The following is a 25,498-nucleotide window of genomic DNA, read 5'->3' on the forward strand; positions in this document are numbered from 1 at the left end:
TTTTTTTCGTCGTGTGGCTATTTCGCGGGCGAGCCGAACGCCGCCACCGCGTCGCGAAAGCGCTGGCTGCCGTATACGTGCTCGACCAGATCGTCGTCGTCGAAGCGATGCTCGACCACCAGCCGCCGCAGGCTTTCCTTCACGGCATGCTGCGTGACCGGCGACAGCGCGGCGAGCCGTTGCGCCAGGGCCGTTGCGGACGCATCGATGTGGTCCTTCGTCACGACCTCGTAGGCGTAGCCGCAATGCTTCGCTTCGGCCGCGTCGATGAAATCCGCCAGCAGCAGCATCTTCTTGACGCGCGGCACGCCGAACGCGGCCGCGAGGCGGGCCAGGTTGCGCGCGGCTAGCGTGTTCGACAGCGTCTTCGCGATCGGCGCACCGAAGCGAGAGGTGTCGGTGCAGACGCGGAAGTCGCAGGCCGTGGCGATCGCGAGACCGCCGCCCACGGCCCAGCCGTCGACGACCGCCACCGTGGGCGCCTCGATGCGCTCGATCGCGTCGATCACGCGCTCGACCTGTGCCTCGTAGGCCACGCCCTGCCGGCCGTCGTGGAAATCGCGGAAGTAATCGATGTCGGTGCCCGATACGAACGATTTGCCGCCCGCGCCGCGCAACAGCACGCAGCGCACGCTGCGGTCCTCGCGCACCTGCCCGATCAGGTCGAGCAGCGTGGCGTACATCGGCATCGACATCGCGTTGTGGCGCTGCGGCCGATCGATCACGATCGTGGCCAGCGCCGGTTCGGGCCGTTCGAGCCGGACGAGTTCGCTCATTGTTCGGCTCCGGCGCGCGCCTGGCGCAAGGCCGCCAGTTCGGCGCGCAATTCTTCGTTATGCTCACCGAGCAGCGGCGGGTGGCGCCGCACGCGTTGCGGCGTGCCGAGCAGCTTGACGGGGAAGCCGATGTTCTTGACCTTGCCCTCGTTCGGGTGATCGATTTCCATGCACATGCCGCGGTGTTGCGCGTGCTCGCTGCCGAATGCTTCGGGGTACGACAGGATCGGGCCGGCCGGGATGCCCGCGTCGAGCATGGTGGCGATCCAGTCCTCGCAATCGCGCATGCCGAACGAGGTTTCCAGCGATTCGATCAGCGCCTCGCGGTGCTTCAGGCGCAGCGACACCGTTTCGAACTGCGGATGCTCGAACAGGTCGGGGCGGTCGAGCAGTTCGCATAAGCGCGCCCACAGCTTCTGGTTCGTCGCGCCCATCACGAAGTAGCCGTCGCGCGCCTTGACCGCCTGATACGGCGCGCTCATCTTGTTGCTGGTGCCGAGCGGTTGCGGCTCGACGCCGGTTCCCCAGTAGTCCGACATATCCCAGATCGAGAACGCCATCGCCGCGTCGAACAGCGACGCGTCGATATGCTGGCCCTCGCCCGACTTCTGCGCGCCGATGTAGGCCGACAGCACGCCATACACCGCGAACAGCGCGCAGCCGATATCGGCTACCGGCACGCCGGCCTTGACCGGCTTGCCGCCCTTGTAGCCCGTCACGCTCATCACGCCCGACATCGCCTGCGCCATCAGGTCGAAGCCCGGCCGCGCCGACCACGGGCCGCTCTGCCCGAACCCGGAAATGCTCGCGTAGACGATCTTCGGATTGATCGCGCGGATGGTGTCGTAATCGATGCGCAGCCGCTGCACCACGCCCGGCCGGTAGTTCTCGACGATCACGTCGGCGCTTTTGGCCAGTTCGTAGAAGAATTCGCGGCCTTCGTCCGTCTTCAGGTCGAGCGCCACCGAGCGCTTGTTCCGGTTCATGTTCAGGAATCCCATGCTGTCCGGGCCTTTCATCTTGAAGCCCATCGCGCCGCGCGTCTGGTCGCCTTCGAGCGGCTCCACCTTGATCACGTCGGCGCCGAGGTCGGCCAGCATCATGCAGGCGAACGGCCCGGCCATGACCTGGCTGACGTCGAGCACGCGAATGCCGTCGAGGGGAAGGGCGGGGGATTGCGTCATGAGTGTCTCCGTGCGGGTGTCTCGGGGCCGCGCGGCGGGGGGATTGCCGGCGGTCGTGCTGTCCGGAGACTGTCGCGCACGGGGATGGCAGCGGCAAGCCTGTAACGGTCATGGCTGGTTTCGCGGATCGCGAAGGCTGCGCGAGGGCGGCAAGAGGGTGGCGCGCGCGGCGCTGCGGGTTTACGCCGCCGCGTTGCCCACCAGCGCCTGCACGATGTTGGCGAGCGTTTGCGCCTGCGCGTGGCCTTCGACGAACGACAGCACGTAGCTGCGCTGCGGCCAGTCGCCTTCGAGTTCGGCCGTGACGATCTCGGGCTCGGGATGGAAACTTCGCAGTACGGAAGGCGGCATCAGGCCCACGCCGAGGCCGTGGCGCACCACGGCCAGCATCGAATCGAAGCCCGTGACCGAGTAATCGTTGTCGAAGCGCCGGCCGCTGCTGCGGAACGCGCGCTGCACCGCCGTGAGCACTGCCGAGCCCTTGCCCAGGCTGACGATCGGCACGTCGAACAGCGCGTCGAGCGGCACCGGCGTGGTGGCGAACGCGAAATGCGAGCGGTGGTAAACGAGCACGAGGCGATCCTCGCGATAGCGGATCGGCGGCAGATCGAGAAAGCCGCTCTTCCTTTCGTAGATGCCGATGTCGATCACGCGGTCGCGCAGCATTTGCTGAACGATCTTGCTGTTCTCCTCGACGATCTTCAACGAGATGCCCGGGTAGGCGCGCTGGATCGCGGCGATATCGGCCGCCAGGAATTCGATTACCACCGCCTTCGGCGCACCGATGATGATGCGGCCGCTGAGGCCGCCGACCAGCGTGCGCGCGTCGCCGGCCAGGCGCTCGACGAGGTTGTCGATCTGCTGCAGGTAGCCCACCAGCTTGTGGCCGGTTTCGGTCAGCTCCACGCCGTGCGCGACGCGCCGGAACAGGCGCGCGTCGAGCTGCGTTTCGAGATCCGTCACGCGCCGCGAGGCCGCCGCCACCGCCAGCCCGAGCCGGTTGGCGGCGCGCGAAATGCTGCCTTCTTCGACCATCGCGACGATCAGGCGGACGGTGGTGGTATCGACTTTCATCGGCGGGAGGGCCGGGGCCGCGGCCTCGCAGGGGGAGGACGGCCATACTAACCCGGCGCGCGGGGGCGCCTGCTCGCGGCGGCCCGGAACGGACAGGATGCCTAATGATCGGGCGGCGCGTGCCCGGGGCGTGCCCCGTTCAGGCCGCGACGAGCTTCGCGACGAGCGGGTAGAGCGAGGCCACCAGCAGCATGGCCATCGTCACGTTGAACATCCGCAGGCGGCGCGGGTTCGACAGGAAGCCGCGCATGCCCTGGCCAAACGCGGCCCAGACGCTGATGCACGGAAAGCCCACGAGGATGAACACCACCGCCATGCCGATCGCGCTCGCGCCGTAGCCTTGCGAGAGCTGGACGGTGGTGGCGGCCGTCAGCACCATCATCCAGGCCTTCGGGTTGACGAGTTGGAACAACGCGGCCTCGACGAACGTCATCGGGCGCGACTTGCCGTTGTTGGCGTTCACTTCGCCCGACGTGCCGATGCGCCAGGCCAGATACAGCAGGTAGGCGATGCTCGCGACCTCCAGCACCGTGTAGAGCACCGGCAACCGCGCGAACGCCTCGCCGAGGCCGAAGCCCACCGCCACCATCATGAGCGCGACGCCGGTGCTGATACCGACCATGTGCGGCAGCGTGCGGCGGAAGCCGAAATTGACGCCCGATGCGAGCAGCATCGTGTTGTTCGGGCCGGGCGTGATCGACGTGACGAGGGCGAACAGCATGCCGGCGGGAAGGGCGCTCAGGGTCAGGAAATTCATGGTGGTGCCTCTTGAGACTGTTGCGGGAATCGAGTCGGTGAGGAGGCAGTGTAGCGACAGTTGTCTGTACGGTACCGGTACAGTTTGGCGGGAAGGAGCCGGTACGAGGTGGGTGGGGGACAAGGGATGGATTCGCAGTTTCTGTCGGCTGTCAGAAAAGTTGTTCTTAATTTTTGACCTGCGGCGGAATTTTGTAGCCACTCAAGCAGTGAGTCGGTTGTCGATGTAATCGGAATCCCGCCAGGTTCGACAAATCCGTTCTGCCAAGGGCTGCCAGGTGCGATGAACGCGGGGCCGACGCTTGCGTCGCGCAGCCACTGCATGACGCGAGCAGCGGTAAATTCCGCGCCGTAGTACATGCAGAATGTCAGCCGTGAGGGGTAACAGGCATCTTTGGGACCGTCCGTTCACCATCCGCCGGCGGAAACCGAAATGGCCGACTTGCCGGAAGGTACGCAGCCCCTGAACCTGGTTGCAATCGATGTTGCCCGCTATTCGACCGCAGTGTTGGTCGAGTCGCCAGGGGGTAAGCGAATATCGCTGCCGCAGCGACGCCGGCGCGGGCGGCGCCTCGGAACGTTCAGCTCCAAGGCCTTCATTCGAGCTCTTCGAGTCGACGAGCTTCGGGCACGTCCATGCCGCCGAATTTGTTTCGCCAGCGATGAGCGTCTGCTCCGTGATGTTGTGCCGCTTGCACAGATCGTTCACCGGTTCCTCGTGACGCTCGGATTCCCGCAGGACGCGAATGATCTGTACGTCGGTGTAGCGATTCTTCATCGAGTTCTCATTGGTCGATCGGATAAGAAAACTCACTTGCCGTTTGGCTACACGATTCGTCTCAGGTCAGTTTAATTGTCAGATTTATGAGTCGACTCACTATGTCGCAAAATTTGCGCCAGTGAGATTTCTCGTGACGCAGTTCGACGCTTATTTTGCGACACTTGGTGGGGGTAGTAGCTTTGTGCGCGAGTCCAGATGAGGTGTGAGTCCGTTTCCGTGTGCGAGCTTTCGAGATAGGGGTATACGCCGCAGCTCAAAAGTGTTGACACAAGAAATTGAGCGCATGACGATGCGACTTATACGTATAAGTCTCGATCAGGATGATCGCCTCGAATGTTGGCGTGCCCCTGAAAGATGATGAGTTGTGTCCTCGTCTCTCGAAGTCAAAGGATGTCGGAAATGGCAAATAATCTGTCTCGCGATACCTTCGGTGCAAATGCCGTTGGTGTGGTTGCTGAATTGCCCAATACAGGGAATTCGGATTCTGTAGTTAATGGTCATGGCTCGGCTTTGAAGCTGCGTCGCGAATTAAGCGTTCTCGATTTGATTATCTACGGCATGGTGTACATGCTGCCCATTGCGCCATTCGCCTTGTACGGCATCATCGCGAATGTCAGCGGTGGGATGGTGCCGCTTGTGTATCTCGTCAGCGTGGTAGCGATGATGTTCACGGCGCGCAGCTATCAGGTGTTGAGCAAAGAGTTTCCGGTCGCTGGCTCTGCATACACCTACGCGCAAAACGGCATCGGTGATTTGGCCGGGTTTCTCGCCGGGTGGTTGGTGTTTCTCGACTACATCATTGCGCCGGGTCTGCTGGCAGTCGTCAGCGCAGTGGCGATGAATAGCCTGGTCCCCGAGATTCCCCGCTCGATATGGATTCTCGGTTTCGTCGGGCTCGGGACCGTGTTGAACTTGGTCGGCGTGTCGGTTACGGCGAAGGTCAACCAAGCGTTCCTGGTCGTCATGCTGGTCGTGCTCGCAGCATTCGTCGGTGCGGGGCTGATCGCCCTGTACAGCGGGAAAGGCCACGGCGGGCTGACGCTCGGCTCGCTGTTCAATATCCATGCATTCACATGGGCAGGGCTTGGCACGGGGATTCTGATCGGCTCGACGAACTTCCTCGGCTTCGATGCCATCACCACGCTCGGCGAGGAAGTGAAGAGCGAGCAGCGCCACATGTCGAGCTTCGCTGGCATGGCGACGCTGATTATCATCGCGGTGCTGTTCGTCTTGCAGAGCTGGATTGCCGCTGATTTGGCACCGGGCGCCAAGGTGTTGTCTCCGGACAGCGCGTTCTACGATATTTCGGCGTATGCCAGCGGGCACTGGTTGTTCGCGATGACCTCAATTAGCACCGCGGTCGCCTTTGGGGTGCCGTGCACGATCGTCTGCCAGATGGCCATTGCGCGGATTATCTTCGCGATGGGCCGCGACCGCCAGTTGCCCAAGGTGTTTTCGCGTCTTTCGCGCAAGTCGCGTCAACCTTATGTCGCGAACTTGTTCGTGGCGGTGGTGTCGCTCGTGATCGCGCTGGCGTTCCAGGATCGGCTTGACGATCTGGCGCTGTTCCAGAACTTCGGTGCATTTTCCGCGTTCATCTTGGTCAACCTGTCGGTGATCGGCTACTTCCGAATCAAGAAGAAATCGAAAGACGTGTGGAATCACGTGATCCTCCCGACCATCGGCTTCGTCGTGATTATCGCTTTGATGGTCGCCATGCGGGCGGCTACGCTGAAGATGGGACTGATCTGGCTGGCCCTGGGCCTCGCTTATTACTTCGTGGTCCGATACGTCTTCGGGCGTAGCGTGGAACTGAAAATCTGATCGTCTCCAACACATTCGGTCAATTTAGCCCCGGCACCTGTCCGTCGAAAGACGAACCGGTGCCGGATCGCTTTGGGTTTTGCAATCTGGAGAATCTCGACGCCGATGAGTACATGCGTAATGAGTCCGCCGCCTCGCAGCGCCGTGTGGGCGCGCATTTCGACGCGTGCCGGTTTTTTTTCGTTTGGCTTCATGCTGTCTAGCTGGGCGCCACTCGCCCCCCTTGCCAAAGCGCGGATGGGGCTGCACGACAGTGAATTCGGGCTTGCCTTGCTATGGTTTGGTGTTGGAAGCCTGATCGCTATGCCTATCGGAAGCGCCGCGGCAAGCCGCTTCGGATGTCGAAGCATCATTCTGTTGTCCGGCCCGCTCGTATGTGCATGTCTCTTCGCGCTGGTATGGACCAACGATGTGCGGGTGTTGTCGGCCAGCCTGTTCCTTTTCGGCGGTGGTATCGGCATGACCGAGTCGGCTATGAACCTGCAGGCAGCCGTCGTGCAGCGCATGCACGAGGAATCGCTGATGTCCGGCTTCCACGCCTGGTTCAGCATTGGCGCCATCGTAGGCTCGGCCGGCGTCAGTACGCTGCTCTCACTGAATTTTCCAGGGCTTCAGGCGGTTGCGTGCGTGGTCGGCACGATGGTTCTGCTATGGCTGTTCGCCGGACGGCATTTCATTAGAAAAACCGGCGCCGGAGCCAAGTTTCGTCTAGGCGTGCCGACTCCGCACGTAGTATGGGTGGGTGTCTTATGTCTCGTGGCGTTCCTGGCCGAAGGTGCTGTCCTCGACTGGAGCGGCGTGTTCCTGACCACGCAGAAGGCGTTCAGTCAGGCGCATGCGGGATATGGTTACGCGGTGTTCGCCGCGACGATGGCTCTCGGCCGACTTAGCGGTGACCGAATCGCGCACGCTGTTGGCGGCGCCAGGGTCTTACTGGTGGGCTCGATCGTTGCGGCGGCAGGCCTTGCCGCGTTGGTGTCGCTGAGCCAGTGGATGGTCCTGCTGCTGTTGTTTGCGGTGATTGGCTTGGGGATCGCCAACATCGTTCCGTTGCTGTTTCTGCAGATGTCGAGGCAGCGGCGCATGCCGGCCGAGCTGGCGATGCCGGTCGTTGCGACCATGGGCTATGCCGGGATGCTTGCCGGACCGGCGATGCTGGGAGGTGTTGCAGAAGCATTCGGCTTGCCGACGTCGTTCCTGATTGTCGCAGGCTTGTTGCTGGTGGTGGCGGCATCCGCGCGGATCGTCTCATCGGATGTGAATTCCTGACCGGAATGTGCCGCGCATCACCCATGAAAAAGGCACCCTCTTGCGGGTGCCTTTTTAATCGAGCGGGGCGCGCGGCCGCCGTTAGACGGGGACCTTGCCGAAGCGGCGCACGCGAATGTCCGCCTGCTCCTTGTGGCCGGCGAAGCCTTCCATAGCGCAGAGGCGTGAGCAATATTCGCCGACGAGCGCCGACGCTTCGTCGGTCAGCACTCGCTGATACGTGCAAGTCTTGATGAACTTGCCGACCCAGAGCCCGCCGGTGTATCGCGCGGACTTCATGGTCGGCAGTGTATGGTTGGTCCCGATGACCTTGTCGCCATACGAGACGTTGGTACGATCGCCGAGGAACAACGCGCCGTAGTTCGTCATGTGCTGCAGGAAATACAGCGGATCGCGCGTCATCACCTGAACGTGTTCCGATGCGATACGGTCGGCTTCCTCGACCATCTCGTCGAGCGTGTCACAGAGCACGATTTCGCCATAGTCGCGCCATGCCACCGAAGCCACCGGAGCGGTAGACAGAATAGCGAGCTGACGCTCGATCTCCGCCGGCAGATCTTCGGCCAGTTGCTTCGAGTTCGTCAGGAACACGGTCGGCGAATTCACGCCGTGTTCGGCCTGTCCCAGCAGGTCGGCCGCAACGATTTCGACATCGGACGAATCGTCGGCGATCACGAGGGTCTCGGTCGGGCCGGCGATGAGGTCAATGCCGATCTTGCCAAACAACTGTCGCTTGGCTTCCGCGACATAGGCATTGCCGGGGCCTACGATCATGTCGACCGGATGAAACTGCTCGGTGCCGAGCGCCAGTGCCGCGATGGCCTGGACGCCGCCGGCGCAGTAGATCTCATCGGCGCCGGCGAGGTGCATGGCGGTCACGATTGCGGGATGCGGCTTGCCGGCGAAGGGCGGAGCGACAGCCACCACGCGCTTGACGCCCGCGACTTTCGCAGTAAGCACGCTCATGTGTGCCGATGCAAGCAGCGGGTATTGGCCGCCCGGGATGTAGCAGCCAACGGAATTCACCGGGATGTTCTTGTGGCCGAGGACCACACCGGGCAGGGTTTCTACCTCGACATCCTTCAGCGCAGAACGCTGGACCTCGGCGAAGCGGCGAACCTGAGCTTGCGCGAAGCGGATGTCCTCGATTTCACGCGCGGACAGCGTAGCGACACAGGCCTGAATCTCTTCATCGCTCAGACGAAAGGATGCCGGGGCCCAGCTGTCGAATTGTTTGGAATACTTACGAACGGCGGTATCGCCGTCTGCAGCGACTTCCGCAATGATGGTTTCCACCGTCGCGCGAACCTGGTTCGCGATCTCCGCCTGCACTTCCACGGGCTTGCTTTTCTTCAGATACCGAATCACCCAACACCTCCGAGAACACGTAGATCCGTCCAATGCAGACACGGAGTGCGCATCGGGCGGAAAGCCTTTTCCGATTCGTCGAATCGGACGGCTGATTGTCGGTGGCAGGTTTGTCGGGAGCAATTTCGCAAACTGGCTCGAATGGGCGCGATGTGGCGCACGTCGCCTGTTCGATGCGACGCAGTTCCGAGCGACCGTCTTCAGCGAAATGTGGCGCACGGCTACCTCATTTCGTATCGAGATCGCCAATGAAAGGCTTGTGGAGCTGTGCCGCGGAGGTGCAGGCCTCACCGATTCGATGTGCGAGATAGATGCAGAGCGGCGCACCCAGTGCGTCGATCCACGTCATTCGTTCTTTTCAACATCTAAAGGTACTCACTTGGCTTGACACCCACGAATTGTTCTTTCAGCATACGCAACTTATACGTATAAGTTATCTCACTAAAGGAGTCGGATCATGGCGCGTGTACTGCATCTCTACGGCGGCTGGCCGGGACACTTTCCGTACGAAGTCGCCGCTTGGACGCGCGAGTTGCTCGACGAGCTGGACTGGGAAGTCGAAGCGTCGACGGACATCTTCACGCTCGACCGCGATCTCACCGCATTCGATCTCATCGTGATTGGCTGGAACAACGCGGTCACGACCGAAACGCTGACGCAATCGCAGGAGAACCGTCTCCTCGAGGCAATCGAAGGCGGAACGGGCCTGGCTGCCTGGCATGGCGCTGGCGCTGCGTTCCGCGCCAGCCTGCGCTACCACATGGTGCTGGGCGGCTCGTTCGTCGAACATCCGGCGGGCGAGGGCTATCCCCATCCGTATCAGGTGAATCTTATCGACCGCGAGCATCCCGTTACACAAGGTGTTCAGGACTTCGAAGTGCGCTCCGAGCAGTATTACATGCAGGTTGATCCGAACAACCACATGCTCGCCGAGACCACGTTCGACGGTAAGCCGTTTCCGTGGCTGGCCGGCAACAAGAGCCCTGTCGCGTGGGTCAAGCAGTGGGGCGATGGGCGCGTCTTCTATCACTCGATTGGCCACGACACCGGCAACCTCGCGGACCCCAATGTCCGCCGCCTGACGAAGCAGGGGCTGCAATGGGCCGTGCGGGCCTGATCGTTGTCAGCTCCATCACCGAGCGCGCTCTCGGCAGTGCCTCGGTCTCGCCCGTTGGGCGGCTCGTGGCTTTAAATTTTCATCACTTTGCGGAACGATCATGGCAAAGCTTACTGGTAGTCAAATCGTCGCTCAGACGCTAAAGAACTATGGCGTTGAATACGTGGCCGGCATTCCCGGTCACGGCATCTGGACGCTCACGGATGCCTTCCTCGAGAAGGATTCCGAAATTCGATTCATTCAGGTGTTCCATGAACAGAGCGCGGTTCACCTTGCCGACGGTTTCTATCGCGTGTCGGGCAAGCCTATGGCGGCTGTCACTTCGATTGGTGCGGGGGCAAGCAACACGGTGATCGGCATGGCCACGGCCTACACCGACTCCACGAGCGTGATGCTCATCACCGGCGGGCCGCCCACGCACATGCGCGGTCACGGCCTCCTTCAGGAACTGGAGCGTTTCGTCGACAACGATTTTCCGAAGATCGCCGAAGCCGTGTCGAAGCGCCATTGGGTGGCTCAGCGCGTCGAGGAACTGCCGTTTATCATGCACCGCGCGTTCAGCTCGATGATGACCGGCCGTCCCGGCCCCGTGCACATCGAGATTCCGATGGACACGCAGGCCGAAGCGGCTGAAGTGACGCTGCACAAGCTTGAGGAACGCACGCCGGTTGGCAAGGTGTTTCCCGACCCGGCCGCGATTGCGAAAGCGGCAGATGTGCTGCGCAGCGCTCAACGCCCGGTAATGGTGATTGGCGGTGGCGTGATTACCGGCGAAGCGGCGGCCGAGGTTCTCGCGCTCGCCGAAGCCTGGAAGATCCCCGTCGTCACGACGTGGAACGGGAAGAGCGGTTTCCCCGAAGATCACGAACTGTTCTCCGGCAGCGTCGGGCAGACCGGCACGATGGCAGGGAACAAGGTGGCGTCGAGCGCAGACGTCATTCTCGCCGTGGGCTGCCGTTTTACCGACTGGTCGTCGTCGAGCTATGCGAAGGGCGTGACGTTCTCGATCCCGCCGGGCAAGCTGATTCACATCGATATCGACCCGCACGAGATCGGCAAGAACTATCCGGTGACGGTCGGCATCGTCGCCGATGCGAAGCACGCGCTTGCTCATATCGTCGACGCACTGAAGCAAGACACCGTCGAGCGCGAAGACTATCTCGGCCAGGTGGCGTCCTACAAGGCGGAATGGGAAGCGAAGCTGGCCACGCGCCGCGACTCCGACCGCTTCCCGTTCACGTCGCAACGTCCGCTCGGCGCGCTGCGCAAGATCTTCCCGCGCGACACGATCGTGGTGGTCGGCTCGGGCAATACGCAGGGTGCGGTCAAGCAGACGTTCCCCGTCTACGAACCGCGTACCCACCTGACGTCGGGCGGTTTCTCGTCGATGGGTTGGGCGGTGCCGGCCGCGATTGGCGCCAAGCTGGCGAAGCCGGATAGCCCGGTCGTGTGTCTGCTCGGCGACGGGGACTTCCTGATGACCTCGCAGGAAATCGCGATCTGCGTGACCAACAATCTGCCGGTGATCTTCATCATCCAGAACAACGCGGGTTACATGTCGATCCGCGGCGGCCAGCGCAAGCAGACCAGCCGCCACATCGGGACCGAGTTCAACTACCCGGACGGCCGCCCGTATTCGCCCGACTTCGAAGCAATCGGCAAGGCGTTTGGTCTCAAGTCGTGGCGCGTGGACAGCAACGATGCGCTTGAGCCGATTCTGAAGGAAGCGCTCGAATGCAACGAGCCGTGCCTGATCGAAATCCCGACCGACCGCGACGCGGCCGGCCCGTGGGTGCCGGGTTGGTGGGATTTCCCGATCCCGGCCTACATCACGGACGAGCGTCAGGATGAGTACATGCAATTCCGGCAATCGGAACAACATCTGTAAGGCTTCGACAGTATGAGCGATGCAACTCTCGTTCATCGCCCGTTAGTCGACTCGAAGGACTTCGCGCCGGTGTTTCGGCGCGAAGTTCGCACGGTCGAACCTCGGGACGATGGAACAGTGACCTGCGATGTGGCGATCGTCGGATCCGGCATGGGCGGCTCCACCTTCGCACACAGTCTTGTGGGGCAAGGGCACGACGTGCTCGTTATCGAGCGCGGGGATTTTCTGCCGCGCGAGATCGATAACTGGAGCGCCGATTCCGTCTTTCGTGATGGTCGATATCGGAACGCGGAATCGTGGTTCGACGAGGCCGGTACGGCCTTCTCGCCGGGTGTGTTCTATTACGTCGGTGGAAATACGAAGGTGTACGGCGCGATGCTGCCGCGCTTTCGCGAAGCCGATTTCCACGAAATTGAACACGCCGAGGGCGTTTCGCCGGCCTGGCCGATTACCTACGCCGAGATGGAGCCTTACTACGCTGCGGCGGAGCGGCTCTATCGCGTGCATGGTGAGGCGGACATCGACCCGACGGAGCCGTGGCGTTCCGGCCGCTATCCGTTTCCGGCCATCGCACACGATCCGGCGCTGCACCGGCTCGAGGCCGCGATGTGCGCGCAGGGGCTCAGGCCGTTCGCGATGCCCGCTGCGCTGGACCATGGCGCCGGTCGTCCCTGTGTACTTTGCTCAACCTGCGACGGTTACCCGTGCCTTGTCGACGCCAAGGGGGATGCCGAGTTTTCCTCGCTGCGGCCGGCCGTTGAATCGGGGGGGACGCGTTTGATGGTGCGCACGAAGATCGAGCGGCTCGTCATGTCTGCGGATGGCACGCGAGTGGAAGAGGCGCAGGGCACGCGTGATGGCGTTCCCGTCCGAATCCTCGCGAAGAAGTTCGTGCTTGCCTGCGGTGCAGTCAATAGCGCTGCGCTGCTGCTGCGCTCTGCCGACCGCCATCATCCTGAAGGTGTCGGCAACAGCTCCGGGCTGCTCGGGCGCAACTACATGGTGCATAACAGCACGTTCACGATCGCGATGGACCCGCGGCGGATCAATCCTGTCCGATTTCAGAAGACGATCGCCGTTAACGATTGGTATCTGCGCTCGGATGCGAATCCGTTTCCGCTCGGTAATATCCAGATGCTCGGCAAGATCCGTGAGCCGATGGTGACGGGCATGTATCCGTGGCTGCCAAAAGCGATCTCGCGATACATAACGGACCACAGCGTCGATCTCTACCTGACGAGCGAGGATCTCCCGGACCGCGAAAATCGCGTGCGCTACGACAGCGAGAAAGGCTCGATACGCGTGCGCTGGCAGCCGAACAACCTGAAAGCGCATCGCGAGCTGGTGCGCCGAACGGTCGCCATGATGCGCAAATCGGGTTATCCGGTAGTGCTGACCAAGCGCATGGGCATCGCCACCAACTCGCACCAATGCGGCACTGCCGTGATGGGACGCGACGCGGGTTCAAGCGTGGTTGATACCGGATGTCGTCTGCACGATGTCGAGAATGCCTGGCTGGTCGACAGCGCGTGGTTCCCATCGTCGGCCGCAGTCAATCCTGCATTGACGATTGCGGCCAATGCGATACGCGTGGCGAAGCAATTCGTGTGAGCCGGCCGGCCGACGGGGATGTTCTCTCGTTGGCCGCGGTGATGCCGAGAGATGTGATCAGGATTCGGTGGACAACAGGCCTAGCGCGGCGGCATGTAGCGCCGGATTGGCTGCTGCGAGGACGTCGCCGGGAGAGGATTCGCCGAGGGCGCGCCCTTGCCAGTCGGTGATGCTTCCTCCGACAGCTTCGATGATTGGCACGATCGGCAGAAAATCGTGCGGAGCCAGCCCCGCTTCGACGACGAGATCGCAGTTGCCCGATGCCAGTGCCGCGTAGTTGAAGCAGTCTCCGCCATAGCGATGGGTGCCGACGGCATCGCGCAAGCGATGAAATGCACGGCGATGCGGTTCGCTGAGCTTGTCGGGCGTGGTCGTCGCCATACTGGCGTGAGCGAGGGAGGAGGGGCCGAACGGTGCAGGGGCGGCGCGGGCGGTCCAGGACAGCATTCGCTTGCGCAGCATCGGCAGTTCGATGGCGCCTAGCCAGGGCTTGCCGTGATTCAGTACGCCGACGAGCGTGCCCCAGAGAGGACTGCCGGTGATAAAGGCACGTGTTCCGTCGAGCGGGTCGATGACCCAGCAGATGCGCTTTGACTTGTCGCCGTCGGAATGATTCGATAGCCCGTATTCCTCACCGCGGATGGCGTCGTCGGGGTGTCGCGTCCGCACGATCTCGCGCAGGGTCAGTTCGATCTCGCGATCGAGCTCGGTGACCGGCGACGTGTCCGCCTTGCGCGTGAAGCGGGTACGCCGCTCGATTTTCTGCAAGCAAGTCAAGCGCGCGGCCGTACACATCTGTTCGATGGTGTCTCGATAGCGGGTTTCGTCGTCAGGCTGCATGGCCGATGGTTTCGGGCAGTTGTCGGTTCATTGAGAAGTATTTCATGGCAACGACTGCGCCTCAATTTCGCAATGGGCCTTCGGGTGACGCACATGAACGCAGTGCGATTTGCCCGAGTGCCGTTTCAACGTTCTGTCCGAAGATCCAATCGACGGACGGATTCAGGAGGAATGCTGATGGATCGCCCACGGGATCTTTCTAATCTGGCCGCCAACTTGGCTTTGCTGGTGTCGTCCTACGATTCGGTTGCCGACTTCTGTCGGCGGCTCAACATCAACCGGCAGCAATTCAACAAGTACCTGGCGGCGCATCATGTGCCGTCACAGAAGGTTCTGCTGAAAATCGCGAAGTTTTTTATGATGGAGCCGTCTGATCTGTTTCGGAGTCCGTTGGAATTTCGCAGTTTCTACGAGGGCCTCGACTACGAGCTGCCGATCGACCTCAAGTCTTCGCCGGGCTTGGCCCGGTTCCTGCCGCTGATCGAGTCGTCCACGGCCTCGCTGCAGGATTTTCTCGGCGTCTACTATCGCTATCACCTTTCGTCGATCTACAAGGGGAGAGTGCTGCGTTCCGTGACGTGCTTGTACCAGCACGATTCGATGGTCGAGTACGTGACTGTCGAACGTTTTCCGCTGCTCGGGCAGTCAAACCAGGTCGGCTATTCGTTCACATACCGCGGTTACTGCTTTCTTCTGGGCGACCGGATCTTCATGGTGGACTTCGAGGGTCGTCAGAAGAACGAGATGACGTTTTCCGTACTGACGCCGCAGCATCGCAGGCCGATCCGATTCCTTTACGGCCTGCTGACAGGCGTGGCGTCGTCCTCGTTCCGGCAACCCTTCTCGACGCGCCTGGTATTCGGGTTTGCCGAACGCGGCACGATTCGCAGGCATCATTTGCGCCAGGCGACGGTCATTCTGCCGGGCGATGTCTCGATGCCGATGGAAGTGACGGACTATTTGAGCGGCGAGCACGGCCACGTCATTTGGGGCGGCGAGGGCTGAGCGTCTTCTCGCCGTCCGGCCCTATCAGAACTTGTGGCGCATCCCGACGATGGCGAGCACCTGCGAGGCCGCGCCCGAGTCGACGTCGTACGAACCGATGACGGCTTGTGCCGGGCCTGCGCCATTGTTGCCAGACGCGTGCTGATAGCCGACGGTCGCGTAGAGGTCTGTCCGCTTGCTCAGCAGGTAGTCGACACCCGCGTTGACCTGATGGTAGCGAGCCGTTGCGTTGCCATTGGAGCGCGTGTAGTTGTATCCGCCGACCACCTGGAACGATTGTGTCGCCATCCAGCTCGCGAACACAGAGCCATTGTCGAACCGCTGCGAACCCGAGAACGTCGATGCTGCGTCGGGTGCGTAGCTAACGTGCGAGTAGGCGGTGCCCACGGTCACGGCGCCAAATGCGTATTGAGCGGCAGCCCGCGCAATGTCGATCGAACGCGCCGTCTCGAATGCGCGGTTGACCGCGCTGTTGAAGAAGCTGTCCGCACTCGAGGCGCCGCGTGCCGAACTGCTCGGGTTGCCATTGTCGACATGAAGGTAGCCGGCGGCCAGGTTCAGCGGCCCTTGAGCGTATCCAAGCGCGGCCGACCAGGTTTGCCCGGAACCGACCGAGCCGGCGACACCACCGAACGCGTACATGAGGGACGCGGACAGGCCCGACAGGCTGGGGCTGGTCCATTTGACGGCATTGTTGAACCACGCGCTGTCGTCATAGTTGTCGATGTCGCCCGGTGTCGCGAACGTGCCGCTGAACTGGTCGGCCGTGATTGGCTGGACGAAGTCGGTGACTGGATCGAATTGGCGCCCGAACGTGAGCGTGCCCCAGGTTGCGCTGCTCAGGCCGACCATCGCGGTTCGGCCGAACAGGCGCCCGTTCTGAAGCGCCTGGCCGGTGCCGGTGTCGAAACCGTTCTCGAGCTGGAACACGGCACGCATGCCACCACCGAGGTCCTCATTGCCTTTGATGCCCCACGTGTTGGGCGAGAGATTCGAGGTCGACACCCGCCATTGCGAGGCTTGGCCACCGCTATTGTGAAGATAGGCGATGCCGGCATCGAGCGTGCCGTACAGGGTGACGGAGCTTTGTGCGTGAGCATGCTGCTGGAAGTGCACAACGGCTATCAGCGCCGCGAGCGCCATGACGTGTTGCTTCATTGACTCCACCTGTCAATATGACTTGATTGTTGGTTTTCGTTGCGCCGGACTGATACATGGCGAGCGCAGTATCGAATCGCCATTTTTGGCGAGCAATTTCGCAGGTGGAGGGAAAGTGGCGCAGTCGGACGCACGCGTGTGCAGCAGAATGCACGGCGTGATTGTGCGCCAGCGCTTGCACGGTGCAAGCGATAGCGTGGAGGGCTTGCGTGATGTGGCGGGCGCGGCTGGCTGTGGTGTGCGTTGACCTGCCGATGCCGGTGTCAGCTTGGGCGGGGAGAGCGGCTACCTGTCGCGATTGCGGCGGTACTGGTGCGTACGACGCACTCGGTGGGGAAAATCGTGCGCTCGACGGTGGCTTTTCCGGGCGGCGCCGCCAGCAGCGCATCAAGGATCCGCGCTGCCTCTCTTCCCTTGTCGATGAGCGGTTGCCGGATCGTCGTCAGGCCGGCTGCGGCTGCTTCGGGAATATCGTCGAAACCGATCACGGACAGGGCAGTGGGGACCGCAATGCCGTTTGCCTTCGCCGCTTTCAGGATCGCCAACGCCATGATGTCCGATGTGGTTGCGATGGCGGTCAGCCCCGGCGTGGCCAGCAATTGTTCCGCAGCCCAGGCCGACGATGCCTCGTCGAACCCGCCTGCCTCCACGATCGTCACGTCGTTAAATCCGAGCCCGGCCGCTTCGAGCACGGAGAGATAGCCCTTGAGGCGCGCCGATACCACGCGCTCCGTCGAGCGGGACAGGCGCCGTGCGGTGACGCTGCCGCGTATGCCGTCAGGCCGGAGGCGATCCGCGGCGATGCCGATGCGGCGGTGGCCCAGATCAATCAGGTGCTGCATTTGCGTCGCACCGGCCGAGAAGTCGTCAATGCCGACAAACGGCAGGCCATCGATGACAGGCGCATCGACGATGACGAGCGGTATGCCCTGTTGGATGGCGACGTCGATGCCGGGGTATTGATCCGGCAGGCTATGCACGATCAAGCCGTCGACGAATCCTCGAACAGCCAGGCTCATGCCGCGAGCTGGATCGTCCGTTTCGGATTTCTGGAGGGGAAACAACGAGAGCGCAACGTTCGATTGTTCGTTGATTTCGGCGATTCCGCGCAGCAACGCAACTGTGGATGGATCAGTGAACGCATAAGGCAGTTCGTCCATGATCATCAAGCCAATCGCGCCGACGCGCCCGGAGCGAAGGCTGCGACCGCGGACGTTCGGCCCTGGATATCCAAGCTCCTTGGCGACGCTCAGGATATGTTCGCGCTGGGCATCGGAGATCTCGGAGGGCTTGTTATACGCATACGAGACGGCTGGCTGGGAAACCCCCGCAGCCAGCGCGACGTCCTTCATCGAAACTTTTCGATTCATCTATGGGTTTTAGTTGCAGCGGTGCACGCATTGGGAAATTATATAGCCGAGCCAATTTACATGAAAAACGGACATGCCTAGGAAGAAATATCGTCCACATCTCTCGGCGATCCTGTCGTCCGGGCTTGATCAAGGTCACGGCCGTGAAGGGGGGCTGGGCAGCCGGGACGGCCGACCGTAGCGGCGCAGTCGTGCGTGACGTGACGGCACTCCGAGCACATCGATGTTGGCAATCGCGTCGAGATTCGACTGGTCGACCAAGGTCTCTTGCCGGGATATGCGGACTCGTGATGCAGTGCCGCTGATGCGAAGAGATTTGCGGCCAGGATTTTCCTAGCAAGGCAGAATCAGAAATGAACCGCGAACAAGATCTCCATCATGTGGCAGCCAACCTGAGTTACTTGGCCGCCACATTCGATTCGGTTTCCGAATTTTGTCGGAAGCTCGACATCAATCGTCAGCAGTTCAACAAATACGTAGCGGGGCAGCACTTGCCCGCGCAAAAGGTCATTCAGAAGGTTGCCCGCTTTTTTTTGTTGGAGCTGTTTGACCTCCTCCCGACCAGCCGAGCGCCTAGACTTGGAGGTTTCCGGCTTCAAGGTGTGCGAGCCGGAACTCGCACGGCGTCAGATTGCCCAGCGAACTGTGCGGTCTGAATTCGTTTCCAGCACGTGTTGACGGTAGAGATTTCCGGCCGCTCCATGCGGTGCGCGGCGGCTACGCGTCGGCGCGGCCGCTTGCGCCGCAAATTCAACTTTTCCTCGCAGTAGATCCGATACGTCTTCTTGTGATTGATTAGCCAGCCTTCTCGTCGCAACAAGACGTGGATGCGCTCTACACCATATCGAATCCGGGTTTCGGCAATGTCCCGGATGCGCTGGCGTTCGGCGCGGTCGTCACGTGGATGAGGCTGATAAAAATACGTGGCCTGACGCAACTGCAATACGGCCGTCGCTCGCCGGATGCTTACGCGATAAGCCTGGATCAAGAAGTCAGCCAGCGCGCGTTTGCGCGCCGGCTTCGTAGCTTTTTTTGCACCACCTCCTGCAGCATCTGCTTGTCCAGGCTGAGGTCGGTCACCATGCGCTTAAGTCGGGCATTTTCCTCTTCCAGTTGCTTCAGGCGCCGTAGCTCGGACACGCCGAGGCCGCCATACTTCTTTTTCCAGTTGTAGAAGGTGGCCTCCGAAATGCCCATCTTTCGGCACACTTCCGTGACCGTGGTGCCCAGTTCGGCTTGCTTCAACGCGAAGGCAATCTGCTCTTCCGTGTACCTCGATTTCTTCATGCAAACCTCCGGCCCGTCAGGGCTTCAAATTTGCCAGAAATCTCCAGTCCTCGCCGCTACGGTTTTTCGGGGGAGGTCAAACTGCTGCGCCAGTTCGGCCAGCGTGCGCTCGCCCTTGACTGCCGCCAGCGCCACTTTCGCTTTGAACGCCGCTGGGTGCGTGCGTCGGGTTCTCTTCGTCATCTTTTCGGTTCATTTGCCGGCATTGTCGCTGGCTCAGGCCCCGGCCGTTCCGCTTACCCGAATATCCGAATTTGCGCGGCCACCTCTGACGAACCGGCGAGCCTGGTCTGCGCCGCCGGTTCGTAGCTCAATCGGCCTGCGACGCTGTACCCGGCAGGGCGTCGGGCACCGCGCGCGTCAGTTCGTCGAGCCACGCGCGCGCCACCGAGTCGCTCGGCGCGCGCCAGTCGCCTCGCGGCGACAGCGAGCTGCCGGTGGCCACCTTCGGGCCGTTGGGCAGCGCGGAGCGCTTGAACTGGCTGCCCTCGAAGAAACGCTTCACGAACACGCCGAGCCAGCGTTTGATGGCGGCCAGATCGTAGGCGGGACGCACGTCCATCAGCGGCGGCCAGTCGCCGGCCTCGGCGTCGTGCCAAGCATGCCACGCGAGGAACGCGATCTTCGCGGGGCCGAAGCCATAGCGCGTCACGTAGTAGAGGTTGAAATCCTGCAACGCGTAGGGGCCAATCGCCTGCTCGGTCGACTGGCTCGGTTGGCTCGTGTTGCCTGGCACGAGCTCCGGCGAGATCTCGGTCTCGACGATACGCCGCAGGATACCCGCAGTATCGGCGCCGAAGCGCCGCCGGTCCGCCAGCCAGCGCACCATGTGCTGGATCAGCGTCTTCGGCACGGAGCCGTTCACGTTGTAATGCGACATCTGATCGCCGACGCCATAGGTGCACCAGCCGAGCGCCAGCTCGGACAGGTCGCCAGTGCCTATCACGATGGCGCGATTCGCGTTCGCGAGCCGAAACAGGTAGGCGCTGCGGGCGCCGGCCTGGACGTTCTCGTAGGTCACGTCGTAGCGCGCCTCGCCCTGTGCGGCCGGATGGCCGATGTCTGCCAGCGTGCGGTCCGATACCGGCTTGATGTCGATCTCGCGCGCGCTCACGCCGAGCGCATGCATCAGCGCCCAGGCATTGTCGAGCGTGTGCCGGCTGGTGGCGTAGCCGGGCAGCGTGTAGGCGAGGATGTTGCGGCGGTCCAGGCCGAGCCGGTCCATGGTCAGGGCGCAGACCAGCAGCGCATAGGTGGAGTCGAGCCCGCCCGACACGCCGATTACGACCTGCTCGAGCCCGGTCGCGCGCAGCCGCTTGGCGAGCCCGTGGCTCTGGATCATGATGGTTTCCTCGCAGTTCGCATCGAGCATCGCCACGTCGGCCGGCACGAACGGAAAGCGGTCGAGGCGGCGCTGCAGCGGCCCGCTCGGGCCGCCCGGCGGAGCGAGCTCGAAGCCGACGTTGCGGAACGCGCTGCCGCCGAGCGCGCGCGCGCAATCGTCGAAGGTCTGCACGCGCAGGCGCTCCTGCATGATGCGCTGCAGGTCGAGATCGGCCACCAGCAGTTGGGCGGTGTCGGCAAAGCGCTCGGTTTCGGCCAGGATCTCGCCGCTTTCGCAGACGAGTGCGTGGCCGTCCCAGGCCAGGTCGGTGGTGGATTCGCCGCAGCCGGCCGCCGAATAGAGGTAGGCGGCCTGGCAGCGCGCGCTGTGCGAGCGCACGTGCAGCCGGCGATACTCGGACTTGCCGACGGTGATGTTGCTGGCCGACAGGTTCGCGATCACGGTCGCGCCCGCATGCGCCGCGTAGGTGGACGGTGGCACCGGCGCCCAGAGGTCCTCGCAGATCTCCACGCCGAGCACGAGCTCCGGATAGTCGTCGGCGCGAAACAGCAGGTCGGTGCCGAACGGCACCTCGGCGCCGTCCAGACGCAGCGTGCCGCCCGTCACGCCGAGTCCGGAAGCGAAGTAGCGCTTCTCGTAGAACTCCCCATAGTTCGGCAGGTAGCTTTTCGGTACCACGCCGAGGATCCGGCCGCGGTGCAGCACCACTGCGGCGTTGTAGAGGCGGCCGCTCCATTCGAGCGGCGCGCCCGCCACGATCAGTCCGGGGAGCTCGGCCGAGGCGGCGCGCAGCTCGCCGATCGCCCGCTTCACGCCGTCGAGCAGCGCGCGCTGGAAGAACAGCTCGTCGTTGGTGTAGGCCGACAGGCCGAGTTCGGGCAGGATCGTCACCAGCGCGCCACGCCCGGCGGCGTTGCGCGCGAGGCGCAGCGTCGCCTGGAGGTTGGCGGCCGGATCGGCGACGACCACGGGGGGGATGGCGACGGCCACACGCAGGAAGCCGTGGCGGTACATCGAGAAGAAATCGTTCATGGGCGAGGGCGGACGGGTTGGGCGGGCGCGGTGCGACGGGGCGCGTCGGCCGCGCTGGCGGCGAAGGTAACCGATGCGGCCCTCGCGCGTAATTCGCAGCGCGTGACCGTGGCGGCCTGCACCTGCGCGGTCTCGAACGCGAAGTGGCTGGCCGGCGTGCCGAGCGGCGGCGGCGGCCGGCCGTCGCTCCACGCGGTGCCGGGCCGGCTGCGCTGCGCCTGCGGCAGCACGCTATGCACGAGCGGGCGTCCGCCGTCGAACACGATGCTGGCGAGCCAGGTGGTGCCGAAGTTCACGGCATAGCCGTGCGGCGCGAGGCCGGTGGGCAGCGGCACGCGCCCGCGCACGAACTGGGCGAGCCGCTCGCGCGGCGTGAGCGCGCCGACCTGGCTGACGTTGAGCGCGCCGGTCAGGTTCGGGCCGCCGTCAAGCGGTGCGCGCGTGCCGTCGGCGCGCAGCCGGAACTGGAGGTCGCGCAGCGTGGCGTTGGGCGGGAAGCCGGCCGCCGCGAGCTGCTCGACGGCCGTGGCCAGCGCGACGAGCGCCGGCGCCGGGCCGCTGCCCTGCCAGTACGGCAGGCCGCGCGGCGTGTCGAGCGGCGCGGCGGGATCGAAGTCGTGCGCGTAGCCGTGCGCGCCCGCGAGCCATGCCTGCGCGAATTCGCGAAACAGCGGTGCGCCAGGCGCGTCGAGCGCGTCCTCGCGACACCACGCGCGCAAGATCGCGAGCGCGGGCGCGAGATCGACCCGCGTGCCGCCGCTCGTGGCCACCGGCTCGCGGCAGGCCGCGCCGAGCGTGAGCAGGTCGTCGAGCAGCAGGTCGCTTATCGGCACGTGGTTGTCGAGTGTCAGGCGCGTGAGCGCGGCGACCCCGATCGGCCGCACGAGTTCGCACGTGAGCCGCAGGCCATGCCGCGCGCGCGGCGTGAGCGGCGCGTCGAACGCACCGAACAGCGGATGGTGCGCGGGCAACGCGGCGTCGCAATCGATGCGCTGGTACGGGTTGTTGAAGTTGGCGAGCACGCCGCGCGTGCGGCGCGCCGGGCGCTGCCCTACGGCACGCGGGCGGCGCGGCGAGAGCGCATGGCGCGGATCGTCGCCGGGCAGCACGACGAGGCCGTGGCGCCTGCGCGCTTGCGCGAGCGGGTGGTCGCCCGCCAGCGCCGCGAGCGTCGCCGCGCCGAGTTCGGGCACGTTGCTGCCGTCGACGTAGCAGGCCTGCCCGGCTGCGTCGATCGCGAGCAGGTTCACCCAGCTCGTGCCGGCCCACTGCGCGAAGCTCTGCTCCAGTTCGTCGAGCGAGCGTGCGGCGCCGATCGCGAGCCAGTGGTCGAGCACATCGGCGTTGCCGGCGTTCGCATTGCCTAGGCAGAACACCCACTCGGCATTCCATTCGGCGAGTCCCGGCACGCTGAGCAGCGGACCGTGGCGCGTCTGCCAGAGATCGCGCTCGTGGGGCCGTGCCTCGCCGCGGATCTCGATCGCGACGCGGCGCCGTTGCATCGGCTCGGGCCGGCCGTCCCAGAAGTAGACGGTCGGGTCGCCCGGCACGAGCCGCAGCCGCTGCAGCACGAATCTCTCGGCGGACGACACCGTGTGCGTCCAGGCCAGCGACGCGTTGAAGCCGAGATTGACGGTTGGGCAGCCGAGGATCGATACGCCGGCCACGTCGAGCGCGCCGGGGATCGTCAGATGCACCTGGTAGAGGCGCAAGCCGTCGTTGAAGCCGAAGTGCGGATTGGCGAGCAGCACGCTCGCACCGCCGGCTGCAGCCTCGTCGCCGATGGCCCAGGCGTTGCTGCCGAGCGGCAGATCGGTGTGGGCCGACCAGGACGGGTCGGCGCGGCTGGCGTCGTCGGCGCCGGCCGCGGCCTTGCCATGCGCGTCGGGCGCCGCAGTCCGCGCCGGTGGTTGCGCCAGCGCGAGCGCCTGCACGAAGCGCCGGCCGCTCGCCTCGTCGGCCAGCGCGAGCAGCAGCGCGGCGATGTCGTTTCGCTGCAGCACGCGCGGCGTGCCGCGAGGCACCAGCGCGAGCGGTTCGCCGGCCTCGACGAGTTCGCTCACGCGCCGGTTGAAGCCGGCCGCGAAGCCGTCGATCAGTGCGTTGGCGTGGCGCGACATTCTCGCCAGGGCGCCGGCGGCCTGGCCGCCGTAGTCGAGCGCGCGGTAGCCGAGGTCGCTGTCGAGGTTGGCGTTGTCGCCGGGTGTCTCGTCGCGGCCATAGTGGCGGCTGCGCTCGCCCAGCAGCGTGACGAGGTGCGCGAGCAGCACGGCCGCGTGATCGTCGGCCACCACGTAGCCGTGGCCGTAGCCAAGCGACTCGAAGTCGTGCGCGTGGATATGCGGCGTGCCGTCGGTGGTACGCGCGATCTCCACCGCGATTTCCGCCGGCGCATAGGCCGGCACGGCGGCGAACGACGGGTGCTCGGGAAGATGCGCCAGCGGCGGTGCGGGGGGCGGGGGCGGCATGGGCGGGATCGACGACATGGGCCGCGGCGTCAGGCCAGCTTCAGCGCGTGCGCGCTGTGGTTGGCGACGAAGGCGTCCACGCGCTCCTGCGCGATCGCGTAGTGGCCGCAGTGCAGCGGCGCGGCGTCGAAACCGTCGTCGCAGAGTCCACGGTAGTGTGCGAGCGCGTCGGCCAGTTTCACGTCGCCGCGCGTGGACGGATACTGTCGCGCCGCCGAGAGCAGGCTCGACAGCACGCAGCCGGTGATGCGCCGCTCGGTGCCCGGCGTGGTGTCCACCGGCAGTTGCCGCGCGAATTCGGTCGGGATGTAGGCGAGGTGCTCGAACGGCGCCGGCGCGGCCAGCGCGCCGCCTTCCGAGAACAGGATGTCGCCGTGCGCCTCGAGCCGCGCGATCGCCTGCTCTGGGTTGAAGCAGTGCGGGTCCGAATCGTCGACGATCAGCGTGCCGGGCCGCAGCCGGCTCACCTCGACGACGTCGGGCGCGTTGGTGGCGCCGACGATCAGCGTGGCCTCGTAGGCTTGCGGCGCCACGCCCCGGCTTTCGTGGTGGAACGACAGCTCGCCGCGAAAGCCCAGCTCGTCGCGCACTTCCTGCATCAGCCGCTCGACGTATTCGCGCTTCTGGTAGATGTCGCAGAGGATCAGCCGGCGCGGGTGGGGCAGCACGCTCAGCAGCAGGCGCAGCGTCGACGAGCCGATCGAGCCCAGGCCGATGAAGGCCAGCGTCTCGTCCTCGAGGCGGCGGCCGGCGGTGGCCAGCAGCCGCCGCACCGACAGCACCACGGCCGAGGTGGTGGTGGCGTGGCCGGTGGTGACGGGGGGCAGCGTGTCGTCCTCGGGCACCGCGCGGCCATAGTCGGTGGCCGACGGGATCAGCCCGGTCAGCGATACCATGCGCGCGCCGAGTACCTTCGCGAGCGACTGGCACTGGCGAACCAGACGGACGATGTCGGACTGATCGAGATAGATCTGCGAGTAGAAGCGCGGCAGGATCACCGAGGCGATGCGCCCGGCCGCGAGCGTGCGCACGTTCGCGAAGATCGGCAGGTCGTGGCAGAGCGCGTGCGTGAAGTGGTGCGTGTCGAGCTGCGGATTCTGCCGCAGCAGGCGGTCCGACAGGCAGCCGACGGCCACCGCGTCCACCGGTTCGAGTTCGCCCGCCGCGTAGAGCGACAGCAGCGGGCGGCGGTCGACCGACAGGTGGGGCGTGACGGCCTCGCGCAGCGCGGCCGGGGCGGCGGCCGTCTCGCGTTTCATGGCGGTCAGGCGTTGCAGCAGCAGGGCTTTCTTTTCGGCGGACAAATCGGCGAATCGGTCAGTGTTCATGTTCGGGAGCGGGTACG

The 25,498-nt window shown here is 64.1% G+C and carries 21 protein-coding genes and 1 pseudogene; 6 read left to right on the plus strand and 16 right to left on the minus strand.

Annotation, left to right across the window (positions count from 1 at the left end; genetic code table 11):
* Positions 1-17: 17 nt before the first annotated feature.
* The 5 genes from AB4850_RS00565 to AB4850_RS00585 all read right to left on the minus strand — a co-directional run bounded on the left by AB4850_RS00565 (position 18) and on the right by AB4850_RS00585 (position 4,568).
* A complete protein-coding gene (locus AB4850_RS00565) occupies positions 18-776 on the minus strand; it encodes an enoyl-CoA hydratase (RefSeq protein WP_414440686.1) in 759 nt (252 codons plus the stop codon).
* Positions 773-1,960 carry a CaiB/BaiF CoA transferase family protein gene (locus AB4850_RS00570; RefSeq protein ID WP_414440687.1) on the minus strand — a complete coding sequence of 396 codons (1,188 nt, stop codon included), beginning with the start codon at positions 1,958-1,960 and terminating at the stop codon, positions 773-775. The genes AB4850_RS00565 and AB4850_RS00570 overlap by 4 nt, the downstream gene beginning before the upstream one ends.
* A gap of 180 nt (positions 1,961-2,140) precedes the next feature.
* Complete coding sequence (locus tag AB4850_RS00575; RefSeq protein WP_414440688.1) at positions 2,141-3,034, minus strand: LysR family transcriptional regulator; 894 nt, start codon at positions 3,032-3,034, stop codon at positions 2,141-2,143.
* 139 nt (positions 3,035-3,173) lie between these two features.
* Complete coding sequence (locus AB4850_RS00580; RefSeq protein WP_414440689.1) at positions 3,174-3,791, minus strand: LysE family translocator; 618 nt, start codon at positions 3,789-3,791, stop codon at positions 3,174-3,176.
* Positions 3,792-3,992: 201 nt separating this feature from the next.
* A complete protein-coding gene (locus tag AB4850_RS00585; protein WP_414442051.1) occupies positions 3,993-4,568 on the minus strand; it encodes a hypothetical protein in 576 nt (191 codons plus the stop codon).
* Between the two features lie 402 nt (positions 4,569-4,970).
* On the opposite strand from AB4850_RS00585, the gene AB4850_RS00590 reads away from it, so the two are divergent.
* Both AB4850_RS00590 and AB4850_RS00595 read left to right on the plus strand, forming a co-directional pair.
* Positions 4,971-6,395: an APC family permease gene (locus tag AB4850_RS00590; protein ID WP_414440690.1), complete on the plus strand. Its 1,425-nt coding sequence runs from the start codon at positions 4,971-4,973 to the stop codon at positions 6,393-6,395.
* 120 nt (positions 6,396-6,515) lie between these two features.
* Positions 6,516-7,664, plus strand: coding sequence for an MFS transporter (locus AB4850_RS00595; RefSeq protein WP_414440691.1), 1,149 nt, complete (start codon positions 6,516-6,518; stop codon positions 7,662-7,664).
* A gap of 81 nt (positions 7,665-7,745) precedes the next feature.
* Here the strand turns inward: AB4850_RS00595 and hisD are convergent, their stop codons facing one another.
* Positions 7,746-9,032, minus strand: a complete 1,287-nt coding sequence (gene hisD, locus AB4850_RS00600) for a histidinol dehydrogenase (protein WP_414440692.1) — start codon at positions 9,030-9,032, stop codon at positions 7,746-7,748.
* Between the two features lie 226 nt (positions 9,033-9,258).
* Entirely contained in the window at positions 9,259-9,381 is a 123-nt protein-coding gene (locus AB4850_RS00605) for a hypothetical protein (RefSeq protein WP_414440693.1), read from the minus strand.
* 108 nt (positions 9,382-9,489) lie between these two features.
* Between AB4850_RS00605 and AB4850_RS00610 the strand changes: the two genes are divergently transcribed.
* The 3 genes from AB4850_RS00610 to AB4850_RS00620 all read left to right on the plus strand — a co-directional run bounded on the left by AB4850_RS00610 (position 9,490) and on the right by AB4850_RS00620 (position 13,648).
* Positions 9,490-10,149, plus strand: a complete 660-nt coding sequence (locus tag AB4850_RS00610; RefSeq protein WP_414440694.1) for a ThuA domain-containing protein — start codon at positions 9,490-9,492, stop codon at positions 10,147-10,149.
* 100 nt (positions 10,150-10,249) lie between these two features.
* A complete protein-coding gene (locus AB4850_RS00615; protein ID WP_414440695.1) occupies positions 10,250-12,037 on the plus strand; it encodes a thiamine pyrophosphate-binding protein in 1,788 nt (595 codons plus the stop codon).
* A 12-nt stretch (positions 12,038-12,049) separates the two neighbouring features.
* Positions 12,050-13,648 (plus strand): GMC oxidoreductase, encoded by a 1,599-nt coding sequence (locus tag AB4850_RS00620; protein ID WP_414440696.1) that lies wholly within the window; start codon positions 12,050-12,052, stop codon positions 13,646-13,648.
* A 57-nt stretch (positions 13,649-13,705) separates the two neighbouring features.
* Here AB4850_RS00620 and AB4850_RS00625 read toward each other — a convergent pair whose 3' ends face one another.
* Positions 13,706-14,488, minus strand: coding sequence for an inositol monophosphatase family protein (locus AB4850_RS00625; RefSeq protein WP_414440697.1), 783 nt, complete (start codon positions 14,486-14,488; stop codon positions 13,706-13,708).
* Between the two features lie 171 nt (positions 14,489-14,659).
* Here AB4850_RS00625 and AB4850_RS00630 point away from each other — a divergent pair, with 171 nt between their 5' ends.
* Positions 14,660-15,493, plus strand: coding sequence for a helix-turn-helix domain-containing protein (locus AB4850_RS00630; RefSeq protein ID WP_414440698.1), 834 nt, complete (start codon positions 14,660-14,662; stop codon positions 15,491-15,493).
* A 24-nt stretch (positions 15,494-15,517) separates the two neighbouring features.
* On the opposite strand, the gene AB4850_RS00635 is transcribed toward AB4850_RS00630, so the two are convergent.
* The 8 genes and pseudogenes from AB4850_RS00635 to AB4850_RS00670 all read right to left on the minus strand — a co-directional run bounded on the left by AB4850_RS00635 (position 15,518) and on the right by AB4850_RS00670 (position 25,481).
* The gene (locus AB4850_RS00635) at positions 15,518-16,651 is read right to left on the minus strand and encodes a porin (RefSeq protein WP_414440699.1); all 1,134 of its coding nucleotides are present in this window, start codon (positions 16,649-16,651) and stop codon (positions 15,518-15,520) included.
* Between the two features lie 263 nt (positions 16,652-16,914).
* A complete protein-coding gene (locus AB4850_RS00640) occupies positions 16,915-18,003 on the minus strand; it encodes a LacI family DNA-binding transcriptional regulator (protein ID WP_414440700.1) in 1,089 nt (362 codons plus the stop codon).
* Between the two features lie 365 nt (positions 18,004-18,368).
* On the minus strand, positions 18,369-18,620 hold the full coding sequence (locus AB4850_RS00645; RefSeq protein WP_414440701.1) for a hypothetical protein: 252 nt from the start codon (positions 18,618-18,620) through the stop codon (positions 18,369-18,371).
* A 65-nt stretch (positions 18,621-18,685) separates the two neighbouring features.
* Positions 18,686-19,308 (minus strand): annotated as a pseudogene (locus AB4850_RS00650) (transposase); the annotation flags it as partial.
* Positions 19,309-19,332: 24 nt separating this feature from the next.
* The gene (locus tag AB4850_RS00655; protein WP_414442052.1) at positions 19,333-19,491 is read right to left on the minus strand and encodes a hypothetical protein; all 159 of its coding nucleotides are present in this window, start codon (positions 19,489-19,491) and stop codon (positions 19,333-19,335) included.
* A 127-nt stretch (positions 19,492-19,618) separates the two neighbouring features.
* Positions 19,619-21,685, minus strand: a complete 2,067-nt coding sequence (locus AB4850_RS00660; protein WP_414440702.1) for an NAD(+) synthase — start codon at positions 21,683-21,685, stop codon at positions 19,619-19,621.
* Positions 21,682-24,153, minus strand: coding sequence for a penicillin acylase family protein (locus AB4850_RS00665; protein ID WP_414440703.1), 2,472 nt, complete (start codon positions 24,151-24,153; stop codon positions 21,682-21,684). The genes AB4850_RS00660 and AB4850_RS00665 overlap by 4 nt, the downstream gene beginning before the upstream one ends.
* A gap of 29 nt (positions 24,154-24,182) precedes the next feature.
* Positions 24,183-25,481 (minus strand): amino acid adenylation protein, encoded by a 1,299-nt coding sequence (locus AB4850_RS00670; protein WP_414440704.1) that lies wholly within the window; start codon positions 25,479-25,481, stop codon positions 24,183-24,185.
* Positions 25,482-25,498: the final 17 nt, after the last annotated feature.

Origin of the sequence: Burkholderia sp. 22PA0106 (assembly GCF_047497155.1) — a bacterium.
In the GTDB taxonomy this organism is placed as follows: Bacteria; Pseudomonadota; Gammaproteobacteria; order Burkholderiales; family Burkholderiaceae; genus Burkholderia.